Raw genomic sequence first — 22,070 nt, 5'->3', positions numbered from 1 at the left:
CAGCAGACCACTTTCTTCTAGGCATAAGAAAAACCCCTTTCAACCCTATTCTATAATAACTTAGAGTTTGTCTGGGGTCTTATGGGGTCAGTATAAGATGGCTGTCCTCTATGGGGCCTATCATTTACAGAGCCATTTGGGAGGTTCAGGGGTTTTATTAAGTGATGTTGTTGGAGTGAAACCCCCAAAGGTTGTGGTTATTGGTTATGGAACAGCCGGAGGTGCAGCAATTCGCCTTGCGGTTGCATTAGGTGCAGAAGTCGTCGTATTGGGAACAAATCGAGAAAAATTGCGTCGGTTTCAGGCTACAGTTCCTCCTTCTGTACGATGTTTGGTTAATTCGCGCGAAGTTTTGGTCAACGAGTTAAAAGATGCGGATCTCGTAATTGGTGCGATTCAAATTTCTACATATGATACGCCACCAATGATTGATGAGGAAATGGTAAAAATGATGAAGCCCGGTTCGATGATTGTAGATGTAACTTGTGGTTATGGTTCAGGTTATCTCCCCACATTTTCTAAGTTTACATCGTTTGATCAACCGGTTTATGAAAGATTTGGTGTGCTTCATTGCAAAATTGATTTGTTGCCAGCAGCAGTGCCCGCAACTACAACGAGAGCTGTAAGTCCTTTAGTTGCACCTTATCTTCTTAATTTAGGGGAGAGTATTTTCAACCCGACCTTCTGTGACAGTATATCGGCTGCTGGGAAAATCATTGAAAATGGAAGAATTGTTCATCATGAAGTAGCAAGGCATATGGAAATGGTTAATCGAGAGAGGGTACACAATGCCTAATCTTTCAACTATCTCGGACACGAGAAAAATTACGTATCAAGAACGTGCGCAGTTTTATGATGTTGAATACGTCACTGATGTAGATCAACATTTTTTGCAAAGTTTAGTGAGTTCCGATGTCTATTCTATCCTAGAGGTTCCGTGTGGTTCGGGCCGTAATGTTTCTTGGTTAGCGGAGACAGGGTGTTTTGTTACACAAGTGGATCTTGAGAAATCCATGGTTGATAAAGTGAAGGAAAAGATAAAGCAAGCGAATCGTCAAGACCGAATGCTGGCAATTGTTTCAGATATGAGGGACATGAATTTAGAAAGGGAATTTGATTTAGTTCTTGTCCCTCAAGAAGCTTTTCAATTGTTGGCCAATGAACATGATGCGATTAAAGCTCTTCTATCTTTTCGTAAGCATCTTTCAATGGATGGAACTATCATGATTGATCTGGCTACATTTTCTCATAAATCAAAAAGCCATATTGGACCAAGCTACTATGACCCGTCTTTTCCTAACGGTGAGTTAATTAGGGAATGGACGAGACAATTACCTAATGGAAAATCGTTAACTCGTTCTCGCATTCAACATGATCTGCCAAGTTCATTGATTGTTGAATTTTTCTACGAAATTGAAGGAAACAACCAAAAAGAAACCTATGTGACAAACATGTTACTAAGAAAATACGATTTTGACCATTTTCGTTCATTGTGTAAGGAAACTGCTTTGGAAGTTACAGAGGTTTATGGAGATTATAATCGGGCCTCTTATACTACCGATTCTGAGAGAATGATTTTACTGCTGAAAAAGAAATTAATGTTGAGAGGGGTTTCATTATGAGAACTTCCCAATTGAAAAACAGGGTGAAGGTAACCGATTTTCAGTCGGAAGTTTTAAATCAGAAAAGATTGGACTATTTTCAGAACTACTTCAAGAACTATTACTATGGAGAATTTCGTTTTGGTCAAGGAACCGAAAACATACTTATGATTTTGGATGAGTTAGGACTGGGAGGTGATTGGCTCGATCTTGGTGCAGGTCCATCTACCTTATTGTGGTCAATCCCTTTAAATGATGTAAAGTCAATTACTTGCAATGACATCTCCGTCGAGGCTTTAAAGGTTCTCAATGATTTTGTTCAAAGTGATGAAGTCCCGCCGTGTTACCAAGAAGCTCTCAGACTATGCAACAAAACGGATCAGCATGTCTTAGAAATGAAAAAGAAGGTGCAAAATTATCTGATTTTTGATGCGATGAGTGATTGGCCTGCCATCTTGGACAATTGTAAATATGATTTAATTACCGAGTTCGGTACTTTTGGGTTGGCTCAAACGCCTGAAAAGTTTATAAACTGTTTTGGGTTTCTCAAGAAATATTTGAAACCTGGGGGCAGGGTTATCGGTGCAAATTGGACAAGGAGTGCCCATTTGATTGATAAAGAAGGCCTCGATAATTCTTATTTAAATCTAAAGTTGATAGATTATGTCGCGCATCGTTATTCTTATGAAGTTCTCCATTTGGAGAAAGTGAATATAACCAATGATCTTTATTATGATTCGGTGATTGTTTTTGCACTAAGTCATTGAAAATCAATCATATGGAGGAATTTATAATGGGAACCTTAGCAAGCTTGGATAATGTTTTTTATCCTCCTGGAGGAATCGGATATATCATGTCAGACATTGCCGATCTTGTTCACAACAAAATACAAGGCAAGAAAGAGATTATTATCAACTGTTCCGCTCAGCCAAACAGCCATCCTCATCTGGGAACGGTAACAACGATGATGACCTCGTTTGCTGTTGGTAAATACTTGGGAGATTATTATTCATTACCAGTCAAAGTTATATTTGACCAATTGGAAAACAGTCCTGCACAGAAATTGACGGTTGATGGTGTTATTTATCAAAAAAGTCTTGCCGACATCATCCAAGACGGTCAATCATTGGCGGATAAAAATATGGAGTTCTTTCGTTATATCTTTGCAGAATTATCGAAGAAAACAGGAGTTCCTCATATTATTCGTTCATATGAGGAATATCAAAAACTGCCTACTGTGAGAAGAGTTTTGCTTCAAATTTTGCAAAATCATGATAGATTTGCAAGAATTGTTAGCCCGAGTGATCAGAAACTTCATGTACGGTTTCCTTGCCCTGTATGTAAGTTTGCAGACAAGCACGCCCGGACAATAAAAATTATGGATATGACTGAAGATTCCATATCGCTGGTAAGTCGTTGTTTTGAACATGGTGAACATAAAATTACGATTCGTGAAGACAATCAAGATTTTGTGGACTTTAATGCAGCTCTGCGTGATCTCATAAAGGGAGCATTTATCATAGAAGAAGATCAAGAAAATGAAACGTTAAGCATCATGGTTGATGGCGGAGATTGGTCAGGGGTTTGGGCCCTTCGTGTACATTGTGAGGGGCTTCTTGAATTGGGGTATTCGCAAATTGCAACAAGGGTATTTGCACCTGTAATTGTAGATTGGTCAGGAGCCAAGTTTTCGAAATCTTTATATGTTCGGAAAGGTGCTTATGATTATTTGCCCAAGGGGTTGATTGACTTTTCCGCCTTTTTGTCCATGTATGGTATGGAAGGATTTGATAAGCTTTGGGGTGAAGTACAGGAGTGGGTTAAAAAGCCCAGTAAACTTTTCCGAAACTATTCGGTTGATTATTTTCAACTCATTTTGGACAAGTAAGGGAGATCGATATGCAAAATGAGCAACTTTCCTTGGGGATCGAAACGAAACCTCATTCTAGTGAGACGTTTATTGTGCTTAGTTTGAAAGAGAAATACTTTGAACAAATGCTGGATGGATATAAAAGGTATGAATATCGGCGGAAATTCATTAACCGACCAGTGACTGCGTTCATCTATTTGGTTTCACCTGTTAAATCTGTCACAGGTATAGTAAAATTAGGAAAACCTATTATTGGGTCGGCTCATGAGATTGCTCAGATTTGTGAAAACGAAGAACCTGGCACGGGTGCATATGAAGCAACATTAAAGTATCTTGAAGGACTTGAAAAAGGATTTGCGATACCAGTTTTATCTGTCGAGAAGATTGATCCGGTTTCATTACAAGAGCTTAGAGATCGGTTTAAGTTTGTGGCCCCTCAGTCTTATATGATCATCGACAACAAGCCTGAGTTACTAACATTTCTACAATCGAGGCGAAAAAATGTCTGAACGTATTCCTTTAAATCAATTAAGAAGTTATTTTCTCAAGAAACATCATTTAGCCCCTCATGCAAAAGCAGCGTGTGTCCAGCAGGCGATCTCCAGCTTAGTTGGGCTACACGCTGCCCGTATCTCTACACCTTTTGTTTCACTTTTTACAAGAATCGAAGGGTTCCAACCTATAGACTTAGAGCAACAAATGAGATCATCTTTAATAAAGCTTCGCTGTATGAGAAAAACGTTACATATTGTCCCGATTCAAGTAGCCCCTATTGTACATCAAGCAACATTAAAACAGCGATTACCCATTTGCACAAGATCTTATAAGAAGATAGGTGTCAATGAACGCGATATTGCCCTATGTAAAGAATATCTCATTGAACTAGTTAGATTAAAACCATATTCGGCTGAAGACATGATACATAACATTCTTGAACAACCGTTTTTTGAACGTATTAAGAAGCAGTTATCAAATCCAATTTATTTACTAAGGAGAATTATTAAGCACTGTTGGGAAGAAGGGACTTTCTGTTACATAAATGATAGTAGCCAGTGGACAAAGGAATCTCGAACCTATGGGTATACCCCAAATATCTATCCTGAACTGAATTTGAGTTCGGTAGAGAAAGAAGAGGCTGAAGAGAAGCTAATTGATCTTTATATTAAACACTATGGACCCGTTTCATTTAAGGATATATGCTGGTGGACTGGTTTGGATAAACGGGTTGTTCAAAAACATCTTTCTGCAAAGGGATATCAAAAGATTCTAATCGATTCTTTCGGTTCTGAACTTTACATCACAAAGGAAAATGCTGAGGAGCTGATTTTGACTAAACCTTTTGATTACCCGTTTTTTTCAATTTGTGCGTATGATGACCCAACATTAAAAGGATATTATGAGTCACGATGGCGTTATGCTGATCAAAAAGCCAAAGAAGTATTTTTGAAAAATGGAGAAATTTCCTCCTGCATCCTTTTAAATGGTAGGATCATTGGAAAGTGGTTATGGAGGAAAGAAGACAAGCGGGTTGAATACAAGATTTTTGAACAGGTAGAAACTCAATTAGTGAATAAGATTGATGAACAACTTATGAGGTTAGAAGCATTTTGGAGAAAGGGGTAACTCCCAATGGAATTAAAAGAGAATGAAATAATGGAGAAAATTATTCGCGATATAGAGTGGAAATTTGAAATACGAGTTTATTCAACGATCCCGGTCTATAGAGGCTGGAAGAATTTCAAGTGGGTATTGGAGACGAATGTTGGAAAATTATTTGCAAAACAATATTCACCTATGCGGTATTCATTGGAGCGGTTGTCTTTAATTGAAGTTTCTTTAACTATTCAAGATAGACTCAACAAAAACGGAATCCCATGTCCGAAGCTTTACCGATTCCGAGATCGGTTTGTTTTACAAACAAACGATGGGATTAACTATACATTAATGGATTACATTGAAGGGGTTTTAGTTAAGCCCGGAGAGGTAAACATTGAACAGATTTATGACTTGGGAAAAGCTATTGGATATATGCATACCCTTTTAAAAAAGATACCAGCTACAAAAACATCATGGTCATTGGATAAAGAAAAAATATTGAAAAGCTGGAGAGATCAATGGGAAAGGGCACAAATATTACAACCGTCAAGCCGCGTTATTCGAGCATTAGAAAATCAGTGGAAGATCGTAAACCAAATACAATTAGATGACTTAAGAAAATGTCATCCTCATTGGATTCATTGGGATTTGTGGGTTGATAATTTCTTGTTTTCTCCTACGAAGTGTATGGCCATATTGGATTTTGATCGGGTAAAAGTAGGTTATTGTGAATTAGACATTGCTCGTGCTCTCTTGTCTTGTACCTTTGATTCCTATTCATCGCAATTGAATTTAGAAACAGTTTCATCATTTGTATCTGGATATAATGAGCATCTTCCATTATCGAAAGAGGATCTAATTCGCTCTTTAAGACTCTTGTGGTGTTATGAATCTCCTAAATGGTGTTGGGCCGATGTTGAGGAGTGGAATCATGAATCGGTTCGCTTTTTTGAGGAGATATTGTGGATAAGTGATTATTGGAATGAGCTAAAGGATGTTGTGGATTTAGTGGTAACAAAGGTTATTGATTAGAGATCCAAGACAGAAATCCCCGATAAGGTACTTCAGACATTAGAAAAAACTATCGATCTTATTGTAGAACCTGATGTAAGGGCGATGGTTAAGTTCAAAAAATGTTCAATAAAAATGGCGCTGTGAAGCAAAAATGGGGGCTCATTTTTGAGGGAATTTGGCCTAATCAGACCTTGATCACATTTTGATCACGCACTACTGATAACTAGGGTGAACCAGAGTAGATTTGGGCTGCGAAGATTCCCGATTTCATGCGGGTTTTTCAACTGAAGTACACTAAAATTCACCAGGATTATCGGGCGGTGTCACACTGGCAGTGTAGAGGTCAGCGGTTCGAGCCCGCTATGCTCCACCAACCAACTCCCTCTCGATAGTTCGAGGGGGTTTTTGTATTATATATTTCAGTATCAAGAGGGGGTAACAAGAATACGTTCTTTTTTGAGCCACTCGTGGAGAGGGCTTTTTTTATGCTTGTTTTTTTTACCGAGCTTGATTCAATTTGCTTGTTCTCAGAATACTTGTAGTACTCTAATTTATGTTGTATAATTTTACTTAGATAAAAACAATTGGATATAACAAAAAGAGTTTACCTCATGCAAAATGAACAGTAAGGCTTTGAGTATGTCTAATTCCATGCCCATATTAGGTACAAGGAGGAGAAATGATGAATGAGGACAGAGATTCAAAAGTTTTACCTGACTATAGTTTAATTCAACCGCTATCCATCCCGGCTGATTCTAAAGTTCCTGATGATATTCATGGATCTTCCACACCAACAGAATATGACTTATACTTTCGTTTGTTGAGAAGCTCGCCAGATCTCATAGAATGGTCAAGGGCTTGCCTCAGCTTATATGAGAAACAAACCAGGGATTTAGATAAGACAAGTCTTGAGGATAAGGATAAATACGAGATTCTTTTGGGATGGTTAGTCGTCTTTCAGGTCACGTTGGAGAGATGGGTGAAGATTTGCGAGGCTTCTGGAAAGGGGACATAAGAATTGAAAGCAGATGCCACCTCGATCCCTTCTGCTTATCAACAGGCAGTACTTCGTTGGAAGCAGGGTCACCAAATTTTTCATGTGCTTTTGGTGGTAATGAATACGGCACTGGAAGTCAGTCTGGACTCGGTAAGACATCGTGATTGGTCTTGTGTATCTTCTTCACTTCAACGTCTTACCGTACTTTTCAACGCTTCTACCGCCGTCATGAAGTATTCAGCAGATTTTCCTCGGCATCTTTACGAAGATTTAATCCGCCCCTCCATGATGCCGCCTTTTCTTAGCCCTGGTTTTAGCGGCCAGTTGAATACCGAGCACCATGTCATGTTGGAAAACTTCCGGAATCTTCGTACCATGCTAATGAAAGAATTAGGAGAAGTACAACAATGGCCTGCTGACTTAGCGAAAGCTTGGACATCTCTTGTAAAGTCCCAGGTTTACAATCGCAAGCATCATGGGTTGGTCTGTCAAAAGTTTGTGGATGGAGGAACCTCACTACTTCGTGAATTTTACGCGAACAAACCGGATTTAAGCAAAGAATAGAGATCTACTGAAAGGAGATTGCCTGTGAATCAACAAGCAGACTTGGGTGATTGGAGTCCCTGGGAGTTTGAAAGAAATGGTCAGAAACTTATGAAACTGATTCGGGGACATTTTGAACAGATTCGTAATATTCCTATTACCACTCATATTTCTCCACAGGAATTAATGAACTTGCTTGACAAACCTCTACCAGAAAAACCTGTACCGTTCGAAGTTACTCTGAATGAGACTTGGAACAAGGTTATCCCTCACTTAACTCATTGGAATCATCCCTCATTTCACGCATACTTCAGTAACTCAGCTAGTTTTCCTGGAATCTTAGCAGATCTTCTGATTTCAGCGTTAAATGTAAATGCAATGGTTTGGAAATCCGCTCCAGCAGCCTCTGCATTGGAAACGATCGTTCTCCGCTGGTTAGCAGAAATGATTGGATACAATCATGAAGCAGATGGAGTACTGGTAAACGGAGCATCCTTAGCTACCTTCTATGCACTGGTAGCTGCACGGGATTCCCTCTCAGATCTCAATGTACGTACAAAGGGATTAACTGGACATTTTGTACCTCGGCTACGGCTTTATACTTCTGATCAGGCTCACAGTTCCGTAGATAAGGCAGCCATTTCCCTGGGGATCGGTACTGATAATGTGGTGCGATTGCCAACAGATGAAAGCTATCGCTTAATTCCAACGAAGCTGGAGGAAGCAATTTGTTTAGACTTAGAAAACGGGTATCGTCCAATGGCAGTTGTTGCAACTGTGGGTACCACCGCTACCGGAGCAGTAGATCCCATCTCTTCTATTTCGGAAATCTGTAAGAAGTACGGGATCTGGTTACACATTGATGCAGCATACGGTGGATTCTGGTATCTGGTACCAGAAGTTAAAGAAAATGCAGAGGATCTGCAATTAGGTGATTCCATTGTGGTGAACCCCCACAAATGTCTTTACACACCACTCGAAGTTACAGCACTCTTCTGTCGCCAAAAAGGGGTTCTTGCGAACAGTTTTCGTCTGATCCCAGAATATCTTAATACGCAAAAGGAAGATGGTAGTGTCGACTATATGGATTATACGTTGCAACTGGGACGTAGCTTTCGTTCTCTTAAGATATGGTGGGTAATTCAAAGTTTTGGTCGTGAGGGACTAGCTAACCGTTTAGGTGAGAGCATTCGTCTTACTCGTTGGTTGACCAAGGAAATTTCTGCTCATCCAAATTTTGTTTGTGCTGCCTCTTCTCCGTTTGCACTAGTCTGTCTGCGGTATGTACCTCAAACTATTCGGACTATATGGCAAAAAGCAGCTCCTGAAAAACAAAGAGTTCTCAGTGAATATTTGAATCGGTTGAACGACGAACTATTGAGACAATTAAATCAGTCTGGAACGGCTTATGCCTCACATGCAGTTATTCGGGGTCGTTATGTGATCCGAATCTCAATCGGAAACATTCATACTACATTCGAGGACATTAAGAGCTTATGGAATAAACTGCAGGAATTGGGACCCAGGGTCGGGGTTTCCATGTCTTCTCCCACGATAGACGGATAAAAAATAGCAGGATCGTTGAGACTTCATTCGACGGAAAGTTGTGTGAAGTCTCAACTATTTGCATTGTATATAAGGAGTGATCTAACTATTTTCGTTCATTTCACTTTTCAACTACACGAATTTTCTGCACAAGCTCCGTCCTTCACCCATTTCCATCTAATAGAAAATTTCCGCGGAATGGTTAACAATATGTATAACTTTTCTAAATATCAAAGAACAGGATATGATCCATGGTTTTCATTTTGTGCAAATCAACACGCCCGTCAGATCGTACCGCAAGTGAGGCCTATAGCTATCTATTGTATCATCAGAATATCGAACCGGTGATCCTCAAAGATTTTGAGGATGAACCTTTATACCAAGAGATCCTGGAGAGAGATTATATCGAAGACAAGAAAAAAGGGGATCAAGCCAGGGAAAAACATAGAAAATATCATTCTGCCGTGCAAACGAAAATCAATGGAAAAATTCCTCTGGATATTGCGATTGAAGCAATAGATGCGCAAAAAAATGAGGATTATAAATGATTAGCTCAATTCATCACTGCTGATTATAAAAAATATATCACGAAAAAAGGAGAGGAAAGTTGGTCAGAAGTAGACTGGAATGATTCCGGGGATGGCAGACTTTACAAGGTAAAGGAAGCGAGAAAGAAAAGGGAGTTATCCATTGAAGAAGCAAAAAAGGGTGAAGATTGTTACATATATGTGATTGGTGGAGCTGGAGTCAATGAAGCAATCACTGTAAAAAGAACCCCACTAGGTTGGAAAGTCGATGTAACTTCCGAACAAGACTGGAATCAATGGAAGGGATGGCGAGAAGGATTAGAAGCGAAAAAGATTCTATACTATTAAGGTGGCTAGGAAACAGCTATGGGAAAGAAGGAAGCTCATGATTGGAGCTTCCTTTCTTTGCAGGTGGGGCGTTGTGGTATGTGATTTTAGATGGTTCAATACTGATATCGTTTTGAACTAACGTGCACTTATCGTTAACAGCGACATATGGGCGATTTCGGGAAACGAGATTGGTTAAACTATCTCCATATTTGGAGGTAGGTTAAAAAATGCTAAAAAGTCTAACTGTGTTGGTAGCTCTCATCTTATCGTATACGGGAACGATTGAGGCACAATCTCTCTCACAAGGATCGAATCTGATCGCCTATGAGCGATTTATTTTATAAAACAAGCCCGGTCCTGCGATAAGAAGAACCGGGCTGCGCTTATTTTTTTACTTGTTTTGACTGAGGTTTTTCCACCCCAGCGGTTCGGCGGTGGAGAACTTTGTTTTGTCAACACCTTGGTCGAATTTGATGTCAGTTACATGGATGCTGTAGACTTCCTTGCCGTTCGCGTCTTTCCCGGACAATTTCAACAATACCCCTGTTTTCGTATCGACCCACATTTTATAGGTTACTGCACCTAATTTTTTGCTCATGTAAGCATCGTGTTTTCCTTCGATAACAGTTACATTGCGTTGCAGGAGCTTTTCATGGCCGACGACTTTATTTTCCGGATTCTTTAACCAGAAAGCATAGTTTTGGGGGAATGTAACCTTGGAAGCGGCATGGGCATCAGCGGGATCTTGACGGTGAACATAGACAGGTTCTCCATGTTGGTTAGTAAAGTGACGCGGACCTTGAACCTTTTGAACGGGGGCTAATGTTTGTTTCCTTAAAGTTTTCGTTTCATGATTTAATTGAATCAATGTCTTTCCATTCGATTTATGTTCCTTCACTGTTCCGTTCTTTGGAGTGATCTTTACATAGCTTCCTGGGGCATGATCTTCAGAAACCATAAAATCAACCCGTTCATCCTGATTGATGTTGGCAAATTTGATTCGAAAACTGCCTTGAATATCCTTATAGTTGTCGATCGCATTCAGCATTTTCTTTTGAATGGATGCCACTTCCGGGTTTGAATGGTAAGCTTTTTCCTGGGTCGTTGATAAAGTTGAAGCTTGTATGATCCTGACTAAGTCTGCACCTGTACCTGACGAAGAAGACGGGGCATTAAAGGCGTTCACTTCTACAAGCGGACTCCCATAAGTAATAAACTTGTTCCAAATGCTATTCCATCCCCATGCGGCACTGTTCTGATCAAAGCATGAATGTATCGCGTCCGTATTTGCGGCATATTCGGCACATGTGTTGGTGAACCGATAGTTTGCTAACCATACATTCAGATTATACTCGCCGGATTGTATATTCCAAAATCTCCAGAAATACTGAGCCCCACTATTTCCTTTGGTTAAACGACTGTCTCTGTTCGCATCCCCGCTGTAGCCAAGGAGTTTTTCCCAAGCTCCATCATAGGTATTATCACAGTAGGGGTACATACTCGCTGCACGATCATTATCACAATAGTAAGTGGCGGCAAATGTATCCCCCGCGGCAAATCCCAAAGACCCTATAGATAACAAAGTAGCGATGAGCAGAACAGCGGAAATTTTCTTGAACATTCCTTGTTCCCCTTTCAATAATAAAGATTTTACAACTCGGATCCGCTTGAGCACCCCCATGCGTGACACTGGTTTTCTTGGGCACCTCATTCCACCGCGGAGATAATGATCAAGGTGGACCGGGATTCTTGATCCTACTCTCCCTTCTTGTATGGTTGTTCAGACCTCTCCTGACTTACATAATAATTATAATTTACAAAGTGTTACCCATGTTTTTAAAAATTCGACAAAATTCGACACGGAAATGCTTGTGAATTCTTGGATTTGCTGTGTCTCGCATTAAATATTTAATCTCACTCTGGGACATGAAAATGAGCGCAAGGGGTTATTTATGTGTCCTTCGCAGCGGCCTGTTTTTCGGCCGTCTCGAGCCACTCTCATCGATTCCGCTTGTTTTCCCGTTCGCTCTGGTTGCTGTACCTATACGAAGATCGCTTCTAGCAAGTGGAGCGCGATGATCGATTGTTCCGTAACCCCGCTTGTATTGTAAATTTTTGAATTATTTTCATTATGGTCATTGACAATCTGTTTCCACTCGCGGATAATAGGAACGTATGTTTTGCTCTTTTTTTTTTTGTTGAAACTACAATGGAAATGATGCTTATACCTTTGATAAAAGGAGGAAGTTTTAAGTGGGGGATACACATCAAAAGATTACTACCTTTTTAATGTTCGATGGTCAGGCGGAAGAAGCGATGAATTTTTACACTTCGTTGTTTAAGAATTCGGGGATCATAAGTATAACCCGGTATGGTCCCGATGAGGGCGGTATGGAGGGAAAAGTGGTGCATGCCACATTTTCACTCAACGGTCAAGTGTTTATGTGTATAGATAGTAACGTTAAGCATGATTTTACGTTTACTCCGGCCATGTCGCTGTACGTAACGTGTGATACAGAAGAAGAAATTGATGACCTTTTTGAGAAGTTATCTCAAGGTGGAGGAGTTCTGATGCCGTTGGCTTCTTATCCATTTAGTGAAAAGTTCGGCTGGGTGAACGACAAATATGGTGTTTCGTGGCAATTAAACCTTGCAAAGAGCTAACTTCACCTCATTACGACCGGTTTAACGTCATCCAGTCAAAAAAGCACCTAACAGACCCGTTAGGTGCTTAAAAATTGCAAAGGGAAATCCATCTCCTTTCGATCAATCAAATCGGAAATTATTGATAGAAATCGAGAGCTGTCAAAAAATCAACATTCTCTGAACAACAACAGCTCATTTAATTTATCGGTGGAATTCCAGCTCTCAGTAAATGAACAAATACAAGCAGACAAATAACTAATATATAAATAAAATATCTAAATTAACATATAATTTTCTTGATTCATTCAAATTTGTTTATTATGATTAAAATAGTCCGAACTTTAATTTTTGTAATGATATTGGTTCAGTACCAGAACGAATGGTTCCGGATCTCTTCATGCGGTGTGGAGGTCAGGACGGGAATGACAGCTTTATTTCGCGGTGACGAATGAGTTTTCCGGAAGACGCATGTGAGGAGGTTGGTATACAAAATTAAGCAACTCCAAAAAAGTTTTGATGAAATGATCGTTTCATCACTGAAGTCGCTTCTGCGCCTCAATGAGAAAAGACTACAGGTGGTTGTGCTGGGAGATCAACGAATTTGAAAACATTCAGCTCCTTGTGTAACTCAGCGGAACCGCTAGGAGGCTGTTAAATGGGAGAGTTATTGCATACGCAACTGCTGCGGCGGGCCGACCTGGTTGCCGGGAAGATCCCGTCGTGGGGGTTGACGGCGTTCAAGGCTTTTGAGCGCGATCTCCTGTCTAAAGAGACTCCATTCCCTTGCATCTTCGGTGTGGAAGCTCTTAAAAAGGACGGTTTGCGCTATCTGTTTGTGGAAGACCACAGCGAATCGGGATGGATGCAACTGAGAAACGGTTTGCTTCAATACACGGAAATCTTCCGCCGGTTGGGGCGGATGACATCCCTGGCCGTCTTTTTTAAGCCGTACCATCAAGAGTTGACAGTGGAACAATATCAGCGGAAATTCTGGAGTGTGCTTCAATTCTTGCATGAACATGATCCGAAGCCGTGGCCGGAAGAAATTCCGGCGGACTGGGACGATCCGCTATGGGAGTTTTGCTTCAACGGGGAACCGATCTTTGTCGTCTGTAATACACCGGCCCACATCAAACGCAGAAGCCGGCACAGTGCCACATTCATGATCACATTTCAACCACGCTGGGTGTTTGAAGAACTTCAGGGTCCAAAAGGAGAAAAAGGGCGTGAAGCGGTTCGCCGACGCTTAGTCAAGTACGACGAGGTAGATGTTCACCCGGCGATGGGTGTTTACGGTGACCCGAAAAACAGAGAATGGAAGCAATACTACATTACAGACAGCAATGAATCCCCCTCCAGATGTCCGTTCCGCTTCCTTCATGGTTTGCTGCGATCAAAAGATAAAAATCTTCATGACGGGGGAAAGGAGTCGAACAGTGATGAATACGATTTTTGATAGACCGAGAGTGCTTCGCGGCGAAGAGGTTACGCTCGAACAGGCGGTGATGGAACTGCTGCCGGTAACCGGTTCGGTGGAGGTACAACGGGATACACCGGGGAGAGAGCATCCGACGCACACACACCCGACGCACGAGACGCTGTTGATTGTCTCGGGCTCGATCACTTTTACGATCGGTGAAGAGTCTTGGAAGTGCACTTCGGGGGACCGTCTGATCCTGCCAAAAGGAACCCTGCATTCGTCTATCGCGGGAGAAGAGGGGTGCGTGTACATTATCAGACTGCACGAGACGGAGTAGAGTAGAATGAGCCAAAAGGCAACTGAACTATCCAAAACACTGACTGTGGGCCAGGCGGTCGGTCTGGCCATTTGCATTGTCGTCGGAAGCGGCTTGCTCGTGCTGCCGGGTCTTGCGTATCAACAGGTCGGCGGCGCGGCGATTTATGCCTGGGTGATTGACGCGCTGTTGGTGATCCCGCTGTTAGTGATCTTCGCATATCTGGGTGCAAACTATCCGGGGGCAGGCGGGATTGCCGGTTTTGTGCAAGAGGCGTTTTCCCGGCCCATGGGCGCCGCAACGGAAGTGCTGTTGCTTGGCACTTTCTCTCTTGGCATCCCGTCGATTGCCGTGACGGGCGGCAACTATTTTGCGATGGCAATCGGCGGCGGCGAAGGGGTCTCTCTCATCGCCTCGCTTGGTCTGCTGATCTTTGCCGGCATGGTGAACTACTTGGGAGCCAAAGTATCCGGGAATGTTCAGCAGGTGTTGTCGTATTCGCTGACGGGATTGTTGTTGTTCACGGCCCTGCTGGCGCTCTGGTTCGGCGACCGTACGATCGGAACGGGTGTGGCACCGATCCAGGATTGGATGCTGTCCGTTCCCGCGCTTGGCATGGTTTTTTTCTCGTACACGGGTTGGGAGATGCTATCCTTCACGACAGAAGAGTATAAAAATCCGAAGCGTGACTTTCCCATTGCCGTCGGAATCAGCTTCGTCACCATCATCCTCGTGTACCTGATGATCGCATTGGCCGTCCAGTACACGCTGCCGCACGGCGATTCACGCTTGGGCACTGCCCCCATTGCGGCGTTGCTCATGTCTGTCTTTGGCCCCCTGAGCGGCAAGTTTGTTGCCGTGGTGGGTGTTGTCATCATCGCCGCCAATCTGATCGGCGCGACATGGGCGGCATCGCGGCTGGTATTTGCCTCTGCCCGCGAAGGTCTGTTGCCGGGATTCCTGAGCCGTGTCGATAAAAAGACCCGGTCCCCACAGATGGCTCTGCTCACTGTCATCCTCGTGTTTAGCGCAGTGATTGCATTGCATTTTAGCGGAGCCGTGTCCCTGGGCATCCTGTTACAAGTAGCGGGCCAAAACTTCTTTATTCTGTACGGGCTGAGCGTCATCGCCTATCTGAAGCTGGTCAGGCGGCCGGTATTCAAAGCGTTTGGCCTGTTCACTTTGGCTGTCGTCATGCTGACGATGGGCACGTTTGGCTGGTGGCTGTTCTATCCGCTTGCCCTGATGCTGTTTGGCAGCTGGATGATGCGAATACGCCGGCGCCGCAATGTGCAGAATCAAACGGTTCACTTAACTGAATAAGCTGAATCCGGGTGTGAAGGCATCTCAAACGATGAGGTGCCTTTTTCCCGCTTCCGGCCTCGAACCGGTATTCAGCTTGCGCTCCATTTTATCGAACATTTGCCTGCTTTTAGTGCGAAAGCCTGCGCGGTTCCTCTTTTTTGCTGCACGGGAGAGGACACGGTTTGTACGGAAGAGAAATTGATAAATACTTTAACGTGAGTAATGGGTGAGCAATGTGACAAAACGTGGAGCCGGTGTTTCATTCATTGCCATCTCTGCATTTTTCATTTCATCCAAATATATCAGTGCTGCCATATACGGTTCCAATCAAGTTAGTTGGAATATCGAGCTGTTTAGCGGATTGTTGGGTATTGTTGGAGATACGCTGACTCATTTGAGTATATTGGCTTTCGTGATCGGAGTTGCATACATCATCTGGGGAGAATATGAGGAGTGGCATTTCCGGAAGGGCAAATCAACAGAATAAAGAAAATGGGTCATGTTACGAATTAAACCCGTTTCTCTGATCACTTGCTTTTGAAAGGGGATGATTCTTGTGCAACTGGAATTAACGAATCTCATCTATCAATTCGTGGTCCTCTCTCTGGTGATCTTATTTTTCATATCCTTTGTGCGTTTTATATATACTCTGTTAACCACTCAGAAGAAATCGGTTGAACACGGAGCGAATATTGAGAAGAAGTTGGACCGGATCATTGAACTTTTGGAGAAAAACCGGACGCATCAATAACTTTTTCAGCCGGGCACAAAATGGGAAATGGTGGCGGCAGGAAGGGAATCGCAGTCCAATTTCTCCGCTGTTTGCAGAGAACGGGATGGTGCAAACTCTGTATGACAAGTGGCGTAAGGCCTATATTTCAGGAAAATTTGACCGGCAGGATCAATTTGATTTCCGATCGGATCCAGTTCAAGATCGGCTGAACAGTATACATATTTTAAGAAATAGCGGGAAAAAACGGCCGATTTCGTCGGTTTCTTCACCGCTCAATTCAAAGCCACTTCTGAAGACCGGTTCAGAAGTGGCTTTACTGCCATTTGAAACTTCAACATCATTGGTTATGGAGCTTCAGACTCGTTTTCAAGCATACACCAGAGAATCCAAAATCTCGCTCAGGCTTAATTCCGCACAGGCCATCGACGAGTCTGCCACGCCATAGTACATCTTGACAGTGTCACCTCTGGCGATGGCGCCGCAAGAAAACACGACATCGCCGAAGAAGCCCTCTTTTTCATACTCCGCTTCCGGTTCCAGGATCGGTTGATCAGACCGGGCAATGACCCGGGTCGGATCATTCAGATCAAGTAATACAGCCCCCATACAATAACGGTTTTCGGGAGTTGCACCGTGATACAGCGCCAGCCAGCCCTTCTCCGTTTTGATGGGAACCGCACCTGCGCCAATGCGGCCACTGTCCCACATCCCCTCCCGTAATCCAAACAGATGTTGGTGATTGCCCCAGTGAAGAAGGTTCTCCGATTCAGCAATCCAAATTTCCGGTTTCCCAATGCTTTTCAGACTGGGGCGGTGCAGGGCATAATACTTTCCGTTCACTTTTTCCGGGAAAATCAATACATCTTTGTTTTCCGGGGCGAACACGAATCCATGATGCCGGGTGTTGATAAAATCTTTGGTGGATACCATCGCTGCTCCGACCCCGACGGGAGAAACAGCTGTATAGCAGATATAATAAGTATCTTCGATCCGGGTGACCCGCGGATCTTCTATGCCGAACGTTTCGTACCGGTTGGAGGGATAAATAAACGGCTTTTCATCGATGGTAAAATGCCGTCCATCCCGGCTCCGGGCAATGCGAATGTAAGACAAGGATGTCAGGCATTCAAAACCATGCGGATGATCCGTACGCCGAATCACGCGGGGATCAGAAAAATCATATCTCTCATCATTCTTGCGAAATGGGATGATCTCCAGTTCATTTTTTTCCGGATTGAAAACCGGTGCTTTTATTAGATTCTTATCATGGGTGACCGGTCGCTCTGCGATGCGCAAGAGCATCAGCACTTCTCCGCGATACTCGGCGATCCCGGCATTAAAGGCGCCGATCACTTCAAAATCTTCACGATGGGGCTTGACGTCTTTCGGCGTAATCAAGGGATTTTGTTCATAACGATATACCTTCATCCTTTACTCTCCTCCTTTCTCAAATATTGTAAAGGGGTCCGGGATGGTGATTCGCTGGGCTTCCGCATCACTAATGCCTGCGTAAAGATCGGCCGTTCCATCGGGTTTCCGAACCAACCCCCCGCTGAACACCACATCCACCAAATCGGAGCGCTTGGCAGGGCCTTTCAAAAAGTCTGCCCGTACGGCAATGAGCCCGATATCCGAACATTCCCCCGTATCGGGATCCAGAGCGAACACCATCGAATAGTAGTGGCGGTTTCCCTGATGGTCAAAACAAGCGATATGGCCGAGGACACCGATCAAGCCATTGGAAAGGAGATGCGCTTCATTGGCCCCGCCCCATTCTTCATCGATAAACTGACCGGGCAGCAAAGGAGCTTCCTCGATCACTTCCAGCGTCAGATGAGCCAGAGACGGAATCCGGGTGAAACCGATTTTTCCCCTTCCTCCTTTCTTGCCCTGAGGGCGGGTCAAAACGCCGATGGAGCGGTCCTTTAATTGAATCAGCCGCAAATCCTTCATGCCGATGGGCCCGGTAAAGAACTTTTGCAGACTGCGGAGATTGGACCCTTTGTAGAAAACGGTTCGCCACTGCAATTGATTTTCAATGGTCGGGTGAGGGAAAATCTCCACTCCTCCAAAAATGAGCTCCCCGTCAATTCTTGTAAAAAAGGGATCCTGCAGTTGAAATGAGGGTAAACCTGCTTTGGGAACCCATGTTTCACCCAGTTGAACGAAAAAATGCACTTCGGAATGCTCGCTGTCGCGAGATTCAACGCGGCCGGCAATGACTTGTTCCCCTTCATCTTCAAAAGGGGCGGTGATATTGTACACATCCTTTCCGCCGACCCCGGCAAACTGCAATTTACTGGGTAGAAACGGCTTCCGATCTGCTTTTCGATATTCATCCAGCAACATGGAACAAGTTTTGACTTCGCCTTTTTTCAGCACCATGGATCATTGCCCCTTGTCTTCATCGTTTGAATGTGTAGGTTTATTTCAAATGAAACTGCATCCCGTTTTTCAACTTACCGGAAAACGATAGGAACAGAAGAATAATCGGAACCGTTAACAATACTCCGGAAGCATACAACGGCCCCGGATATCCGCCGTAAGGACCGAACATTTGTGAAAGGAGCACGTTTAAGGTATACAGGTTGGGGTCGCGAACCACAATCATATCCCATAACAGTTCGGTCCATCTTTCCATAAAGACAAACAGGAAGACCACGACAATAATGGACTTGGACATCGGATAAAATCTGCAGATGATTCGCCCCGTCCAGTTTTGCTGCTTCGATGAACGGATCGGGAATCGCCTTGAAAAAATTAGCGAGCATGAAAATGGCCCAGAGACTCAAAGCTTTAGGCAGAATCATCGCCCAATAGGTATCGTACAAACCGGCCTTTTGGATAATCAGGAATTGCGGAATGAGCAGAATAATCGCCGGAAAAAACATGTGGAACAAAACTGCGTGATTGAGAAATCCCCTGCCTTTAAACGGGATTTTGGCCAAAGCGTAGGCAGCCATCATCCCAAAAACGAGAATCAGGAGAGTAGATGCGCCGGTCACAATCAGGCTGTTTACAAATGCGCGAATCCAGGGCTGGGGAGTAGCAAACTCGCCGCCGGTCAACAGCCACTCATACGATTTCCAGGTAAATTGGGTCGGAATCCATTCCCGATCCACTTGTGACCAATCGGCAAATGAGTGCAAAACCATATAGAGATAAGGAAACACCATGCATAGAAGCAGGAAGGTCGCCAATAAGTAACGAATCCAGATGAATTTTTTCTTAACCCCAACCATGTCGTTTCCCCCACAACTCCAATATTTTGCGAATGATGAAAATCGAGATGAATGTGGCCGCTGACGCGATTAAGGCGATTGCCGACGCGTACCCGGCACGCAGGTTCGTAAAGGATTCGATAAATATGTTCAATTGCCATGTCGTGGTGGCATTGTCCGGACCGCCGCCGGTGAGTTGGTATACCTCCGTGAAGATGCCGAACGTAACACCGACAGCCAGGATCAGCACCGTATAAATGGCTGGATACAGCAGTGGCAACGTAATTTTGCTGAATTGTTGCCAGGATGTGGCTCCATCGATCATCGCTGCTTCATATACCTCTTTGTTGATGCTTTCCAATCCTGCGGTAAGAATTAATGCGTAATAGCCGCTGAACTTCCATGCCAGCATCAGGACGACAACCAGCAGCGCCAAAAAAGGGGAACCGAGCCAGTCGATATCCAACCCCCATTTTTCCCTTAAGAAAACATTGAAAGCGCTGTTGTAAGACAAGAGGCCCTTTGCGATCAGGGAGGAAATGACCCCCGAAGCCAGGTAAGGGAGAAAAAAACCCGCTAAATATATACTTCTGAATCTCGGTAAGCTGTGTACGATCACCGCAATCAGCATGGATAAGGCCAGGGAAACGGGGATAAAGAGCGCCATAAATTTGAAGGTGTTGACAAAAGCGGCAAACACTTCCGGCCTCTTCAGCGCTTTAAGAAAATTTTTCAATCCGACCCAATCATATTCGGGAGAGATGAGATTCCAGTTGGTAAAGGCGAGAAAAACGGAGGCTACCAGAGGGACCAGGAAAAATATGCTCGTGTAGATCAAGTAGGGACCGGAAAACACCCATCCTATGCCGTTTGATCTTTTGTCACTCATCCTCAAGCACCTCTTCGATCTCTTTTTTCATATCAGTCCAAGCCCGGTCCGCTGTTTTTTTGCCTTTCACTACCTGGTTGAATGCTTGCTGTCCAATGATGGTTTGGATATGGTTGTACTTCGGGTTTGCCATTACGGGAACCCCGTCCGGAACCGCTTCGGCATAAGGTTTCAATACCGGATTTTGTTCAAAAAAAGGCCGAAAGGTCTCATTGGACAACAAATCATCCCGCGCCGCAGGCATCAGGGTGGTTTCCATCAGGGTCAGATCATGCTTGTGATCTTTGTACACCCAGTTGAGGAAGCGAATCGCCGCTCTTTTTTCAGCTTCCGATTTTTGGGAGAACAGGACGATCCCTTTGGAATCGGCAAATGTTTTGGGATGTTCTGCTTTCATGCCGTCCGGAACGGGTGGGGGAGCCAGGGTAAAGGTTTCATTTAATTTCATTTCAGGAAACTTTTCCTTCCAATAGCTGAACGTCCATGGTCCCAGATCAGTGAATATGCCGATCCCTGTTTCAAAGGGATCCTTCACCTGTTTGGACAACAACCCCTTTTCCTTGTTCAAGTCAAGCATGAACTGAAACACTTTCATGCCCGCCTCTTTGTCCGCAATGAACCGGTTTCCTTGAACCAAGGCATTGCCGTTTGACGCGGCATGGTAAAGCAAAAAGAAATCAAACCATCTCTTCCAGGCGGTGGGATCCGCCAAATCCGCTTTGGCCCAGAAATATTTGTCCGGATATTTTGCTTTCAGCTTTTTGGTGACCTCGATGATTTCACTGTATGTTTCAGGCGGCTGGTCATAACCGATTTCCCGCAAGATGTCGATTCTCCAGCCAACCAGCATGGAATTGGAATAAACCGGAATCACATATTGATTTCCATCGGGAAATACCCAGGCTTTCATGGTTTTTTCCATTTTTCTGCTTTGAATCACATTCAGATTCCTTAACGAATTGAGTGGCTCCAGCACTCTGCTTTCAGCCAGTTGCGCAGCAAAACCTCTGGAGATGTTCTCAGCAAGGGTAGGCCCTTTTCCGCCGATTAATGCAGAAATCACGTATGCCTCGGAAGAAGGAGTTTCTTTCATCGGAGTGACAACCACTTTGATATCGGGATTCTCTTTTTCAAATTCCCGTGCCATTTGCTCCCAATATTTTTGCTGTGGGGGATTGGGGGCCGTCCAGAACTCGATCGTGGTCACTCCAGTTGCTGAGGTGCCGATTTCTTCATTATCTCTGCATCCTGTCAGGAAAGTGAGGGATACCAAAAAGATCAGAAAGATCATACCCGCTTTTTTAATTCTCATCTCTCCACTTCAGATGATGGGATATGTTTGGGGACTCTTTCTTTGGGATTGTAACGTTACAAATCATCATGAAAGGGATTTCATTAACTTTACCAAAAAAGCTATCACCGATGACAGAATAAAGTCAACCCTTTTTTTATTTTTGCAACTTAACCTATGCACCGGAAGTCCGTTAGAACAACAGAAAGGAACTTTACAAAATAAT

At 43.6% G+C, this 22,070-nt stretch carries 23 protein-coding genes and 1 pseudogene; 17 read left to right on the top strand and 7 right to left on the bottom strand.

The annotated features are described in order from the left end of the window. Positions 1-97 precede the first annotated feature (97 nt). From BMW55_RS05185 to BMW55_RS05135, 11 genes are all read left to right on the top strand, one after another. Entirely contained in the window at positions 98-796 is a 699-nt protein-coding gene (locus tag BMW55_RS05185; protein WP_089966002.1) for an NAD(P)-dependent oxidoreductase, read from the top strand. After that, positions 789-1,622, top strand: coding sequence for a class I SAM-dependent methyltransferase (locus BMW55_RS05180; RefSeq protein ID WP_089966000.1), 834 nt, complete (start codon positions 789-791; stop codon positions 1,620-1,622). The genes BMW55_RS05185 and BMW55_RS05180 overlap by 8 nt, the downstream gene beginning before the upstream one ends. After that, a complete protein-coding gene (locus BMW55_RS05175; protein WP_089965998.1) occupies positions 1,619-2,368 on the top strand; it encodes a methyltransferase domain-containing protein in 750 nt (249 codons plus the stop codon). Before BMW55_RS05180 ends, BMW55_RS05175 begins: the two co-directional genes overlap by 4 nt. A 26-nt stretch (positions 2,369-2,394) precedes the next feature. After that, positions 2,395-3,489 (top strand): hypothetical protein, encoded by a 1,095-nt coding sequence (locus tag BMW55_RS05170; RefSeq protein WP_089965996.1) that lies wholly within the window; start codon positions 2,395-2,397, stop codon positions 3,487-3,489. Positions 3,490-3,500: 11 nt separating this feature from the next. Continuing rightward, positions 3,501-3,980: a hypothetical protein gene (locus BMW55_RS05165; RefSeq protein WP_089965993.1), complete on the top strand. Its 480-nt coding sequence runs from the start codon at positions 3,501-3,503 to the stop codon at positions 3,978-3,980. Continuing rightward, a complete protein-coding gene (locus BMW55_RS05160) occupies positions 3,973-5,094 on the top strand; it encodes a DNA glycosylase AlkZ-like family protein (RefSeq protein WP_089965991.1) in 1,122 nt (373 codons plus the stop codon). The genes BMW55_RS05165 and BMW55_RS05160 overlap by 8 nt, the downstream gene beginning before the upstream one ends. A 6-nt stretch (positions 5,095-5,100) precedes the next feature. Further along, the gene (locus BMW55_RS05155) at positions 5,101-6,099 is read left to right on the top strand and encodes a phosphotransferase (RefSeq protein WP_089965989.1); all 999 of its coding nucleotides are present in this window, start codon (positions 5,101-5,103) and stop codon (positions 6,097-6,099) included. 664 nt (positions 6,100-6,763) lie between these two features. After that, positions 6,764-7,096, top strand: a complete 333-nt coding sequence (locus BMW55_RS05150; RefSeq protein ID WP_089965987.1) for a hypothetical protein — start codon at positions 6,764-6,766, stop codon at positions 7,094-7,096. A 3-nt stretch (positions 7,097-7,099) separates the two neighbouring features. Further along, positions 7,100-7,642 (top strand): hypothetical protein, encoded by a 543-nt coding sequence (locus BMW55_RS05145; protein WP_089965985.1) that lies wholly within the window; start codon positions 7,100-7,102, stop codon positions 7,640-7,642. A 24-nt stretch (positions 7,643-7,666) separates the two neighbouring features. Beyond that, entirely contained in the window at positions 7,667-9,187 is a 1,521-nt protein-coding gene (locus tag BMW55_RS05140; RefSeq protein ID WP_089965983.1) for a pyridoxal phosphate-dependent decarboxylase family protein, read from the top strand. Positions 9,188-9,417: 230 nt separating this feature from the next. Beyond that, positions 9,418-9,714, top strand: coding sequence for a hypothetical protein (locus BMW55_RS05135; RefSeq protein WP_139179444.1), 297 nt, complete (start codon positions 9,418-9,420; stop codon positions 9,712-9,714). A gap of 700 nt (positions 9,715-10,414) precedes the next feature. Here BMW55_RS05135 and BMW55_RS05130 read toward each other — a convergent pair. Further along, positions 10,415-11,644 carry a hypothetical protein gene (locus BMW55_RS05130; RefSeq protein WP_139179443.1) on the bottom strand — a complete coding sequence of 410 codons (1,230 nt, stop codon included), beginning with the start codon at positions 11,642-11,644 and terminating at the stop codon, positions 10,415-10,417. Positions 11,645-12,276: 632 nt separating this feature from the next. Here BMW55_RS05130 and BMW55_RS05125 point away from each other — a divergent pair. The 6 genes from BMW55_RS05125 (at position 12,277) to BMW55_RS05100 (ending at position 16,461) form a co-directional block, all read left to right on the top strand. Beyond that, positions 12,277-12,687 carry a VOC family protein gene (locus BMW55_RS05125; protein ID WP_089965977.1) on the top strand — a complete coding sequence of 137 codons (411 nt, stop codon included), beginning with the start codon at positions 12,277-12,279 and terminating at the stop codon, positions 12,685-12,687. Between the two features lie 637 nt (positions 12,688-13,324). Beyond that, the gene (locus BMW55_RS05120; RefSeq protein WP_244527441.1) at positions 13,325-14,125 is read left to right on the top strand and encodes a YqcI/YcgG family protein; all 801 of its coding nucleotides are present in this window, start codon (positions 13,325-13,327) and stop codon (positions 14,123-14,125) included. Continuing rightward, positions 14,109-14,426: a cupin domain-containing protein gene (locus BMW55_RS05115; protein ID WP_089965975.1), complete on the top strand. Its 318-nt coding sequence runs from the start codon at positions 14,109-14,111 to the stop codon at positions 14,424-14,426. Before BMW55_RS05120 ends, BMW55_RS05115 begins: the two co-directional genes overlap by 17 nt. Before the next feature lie 6 nt (positions 14,427-14,432). Further along, on the top strand, positions 14,433-15,728 hold the full coding sequence (locus tag BMW55_RS05110) for an APC family permease (protein ID WP_089965973.1): 1,296 nt from the start codon (positions 14,433-14,435) through the stop codon (positions 15,726-15,728). Positions 15,729-15,945: 217 nt separating this feature from the next. Next, a complete protein-coding gene (locus BMW55_RS05105; protein WP_089966044.1) occupies positions 15,946-16,197 on the top strand; it encodes a hypothetical protein in 252 nt (83 codons plus the stop codon). 69 nt (positions 16,198-16,266) lie between these two features. Further along, the gene (locus BMW55_RS05100; protein WP_244527440.1) at positions 16,267-16,461 is read left to right on the top strand and encodes a DUF4083 family protein; all 195 of its coding nucleotides are present in this window, start codon (positions 16,267-16,269) and stop codon (positions 16,459-16,461) included. A gap of 5 nt (positions 16,462-16,466) precedes the next feature. On the opposite strand, the gene BMW55_RS05095 is transcribed toward BMW55_RS05100, so the two are convergent. From BMW55_RS05095 to BMW55_RS05070, 6 genes and pseudogenes are all read right to left on the bottom strand, one after another. After that, positions 16,467-16,712 (bottom strand): hypothetical protein, encoded by a 246-nt coding sequence (locus BMW55_RS05095; protein ID WP_089965969.1) that lies wholly within the window; start codon positions 16,710-16,712, stop codon positions 16,467-16,469. Between the two features lie 97 nt (positions 16,713-16,809). After that, positions 16,810-17,871, bottom strand: coding sequence for a BtaManbiosPhlase (locus BMW55_RS05090; RefSeq protein WP_089965967.1), 1,062 nt, complete (start codon positions 17,869-17,871; stop codon positions 16,810-16,812). A gap of 3 nt (positions 17,872-17,874) precedes the next feature. Next, on the bottom strand, positions 17,875-18,828 hold the full coding sequence (locus BMW55_RS05085) for an MTP-1 family protein (RefSeq protein ID WP_089965965.1): 954 nt from the start codon (positions 18,826-18,828) through the stop codon (positions 17,875-17,877). A gap of 40 nt (positions 18,829-18,868) precedes the next feature. After that, positions 18,869-19,685: pseudogene (locus BMW55_RS05080) on the bottom strand (carbohydrate ABC transporter permease). Further along, positions 19,672-20,553 (bottom strand): carbohydrate ABC transporter permease, encoded by an 882-nt coding sequence (locus BMW55_RS05075; protein WP_089965963.1) that lies wholly within the window; start codon positions 20,551-20,553, stop codon positions 19,672-19,674. The pseudogene BMW55_RS05080 and the gene BMW55_RS05075 overlap by 14 nt, the downstream one beginning before the upstream one ends. After that, positions 20,546-21,865: an ABC transporter substrate-binding protein gene (locus BMW55_RS05070; RefSeq protein WP_089965960.1), complete on the bottom strand. Its 1,320-nt coding sequence runs from the start codon at positions 21,863-21,865 to the stop codon at positions 20,546-20,548. The genes BMW55_RS05075 and BMW55_RS05070 overlap by 8 nt, the downstream gene beginning before the upstream one ends. Positions 21,866-22,070 lie beyond the last annotated feature (205 nt).

Origin of the sequence: Lihuaxuella thermophila, from assembly GCF_900110165.1 — a bacterium.
Classification (GTDB): domain Bacteria; phylum Bacillota; class Bacilli; order Thermoactinomycetales; family Thermoactinomycetaceae; genus Lihuaxuella; species Lihuaxuella thermophila.
This window is presented reverse-complemented; position numbering and strand designations above follow the sequence as displayed.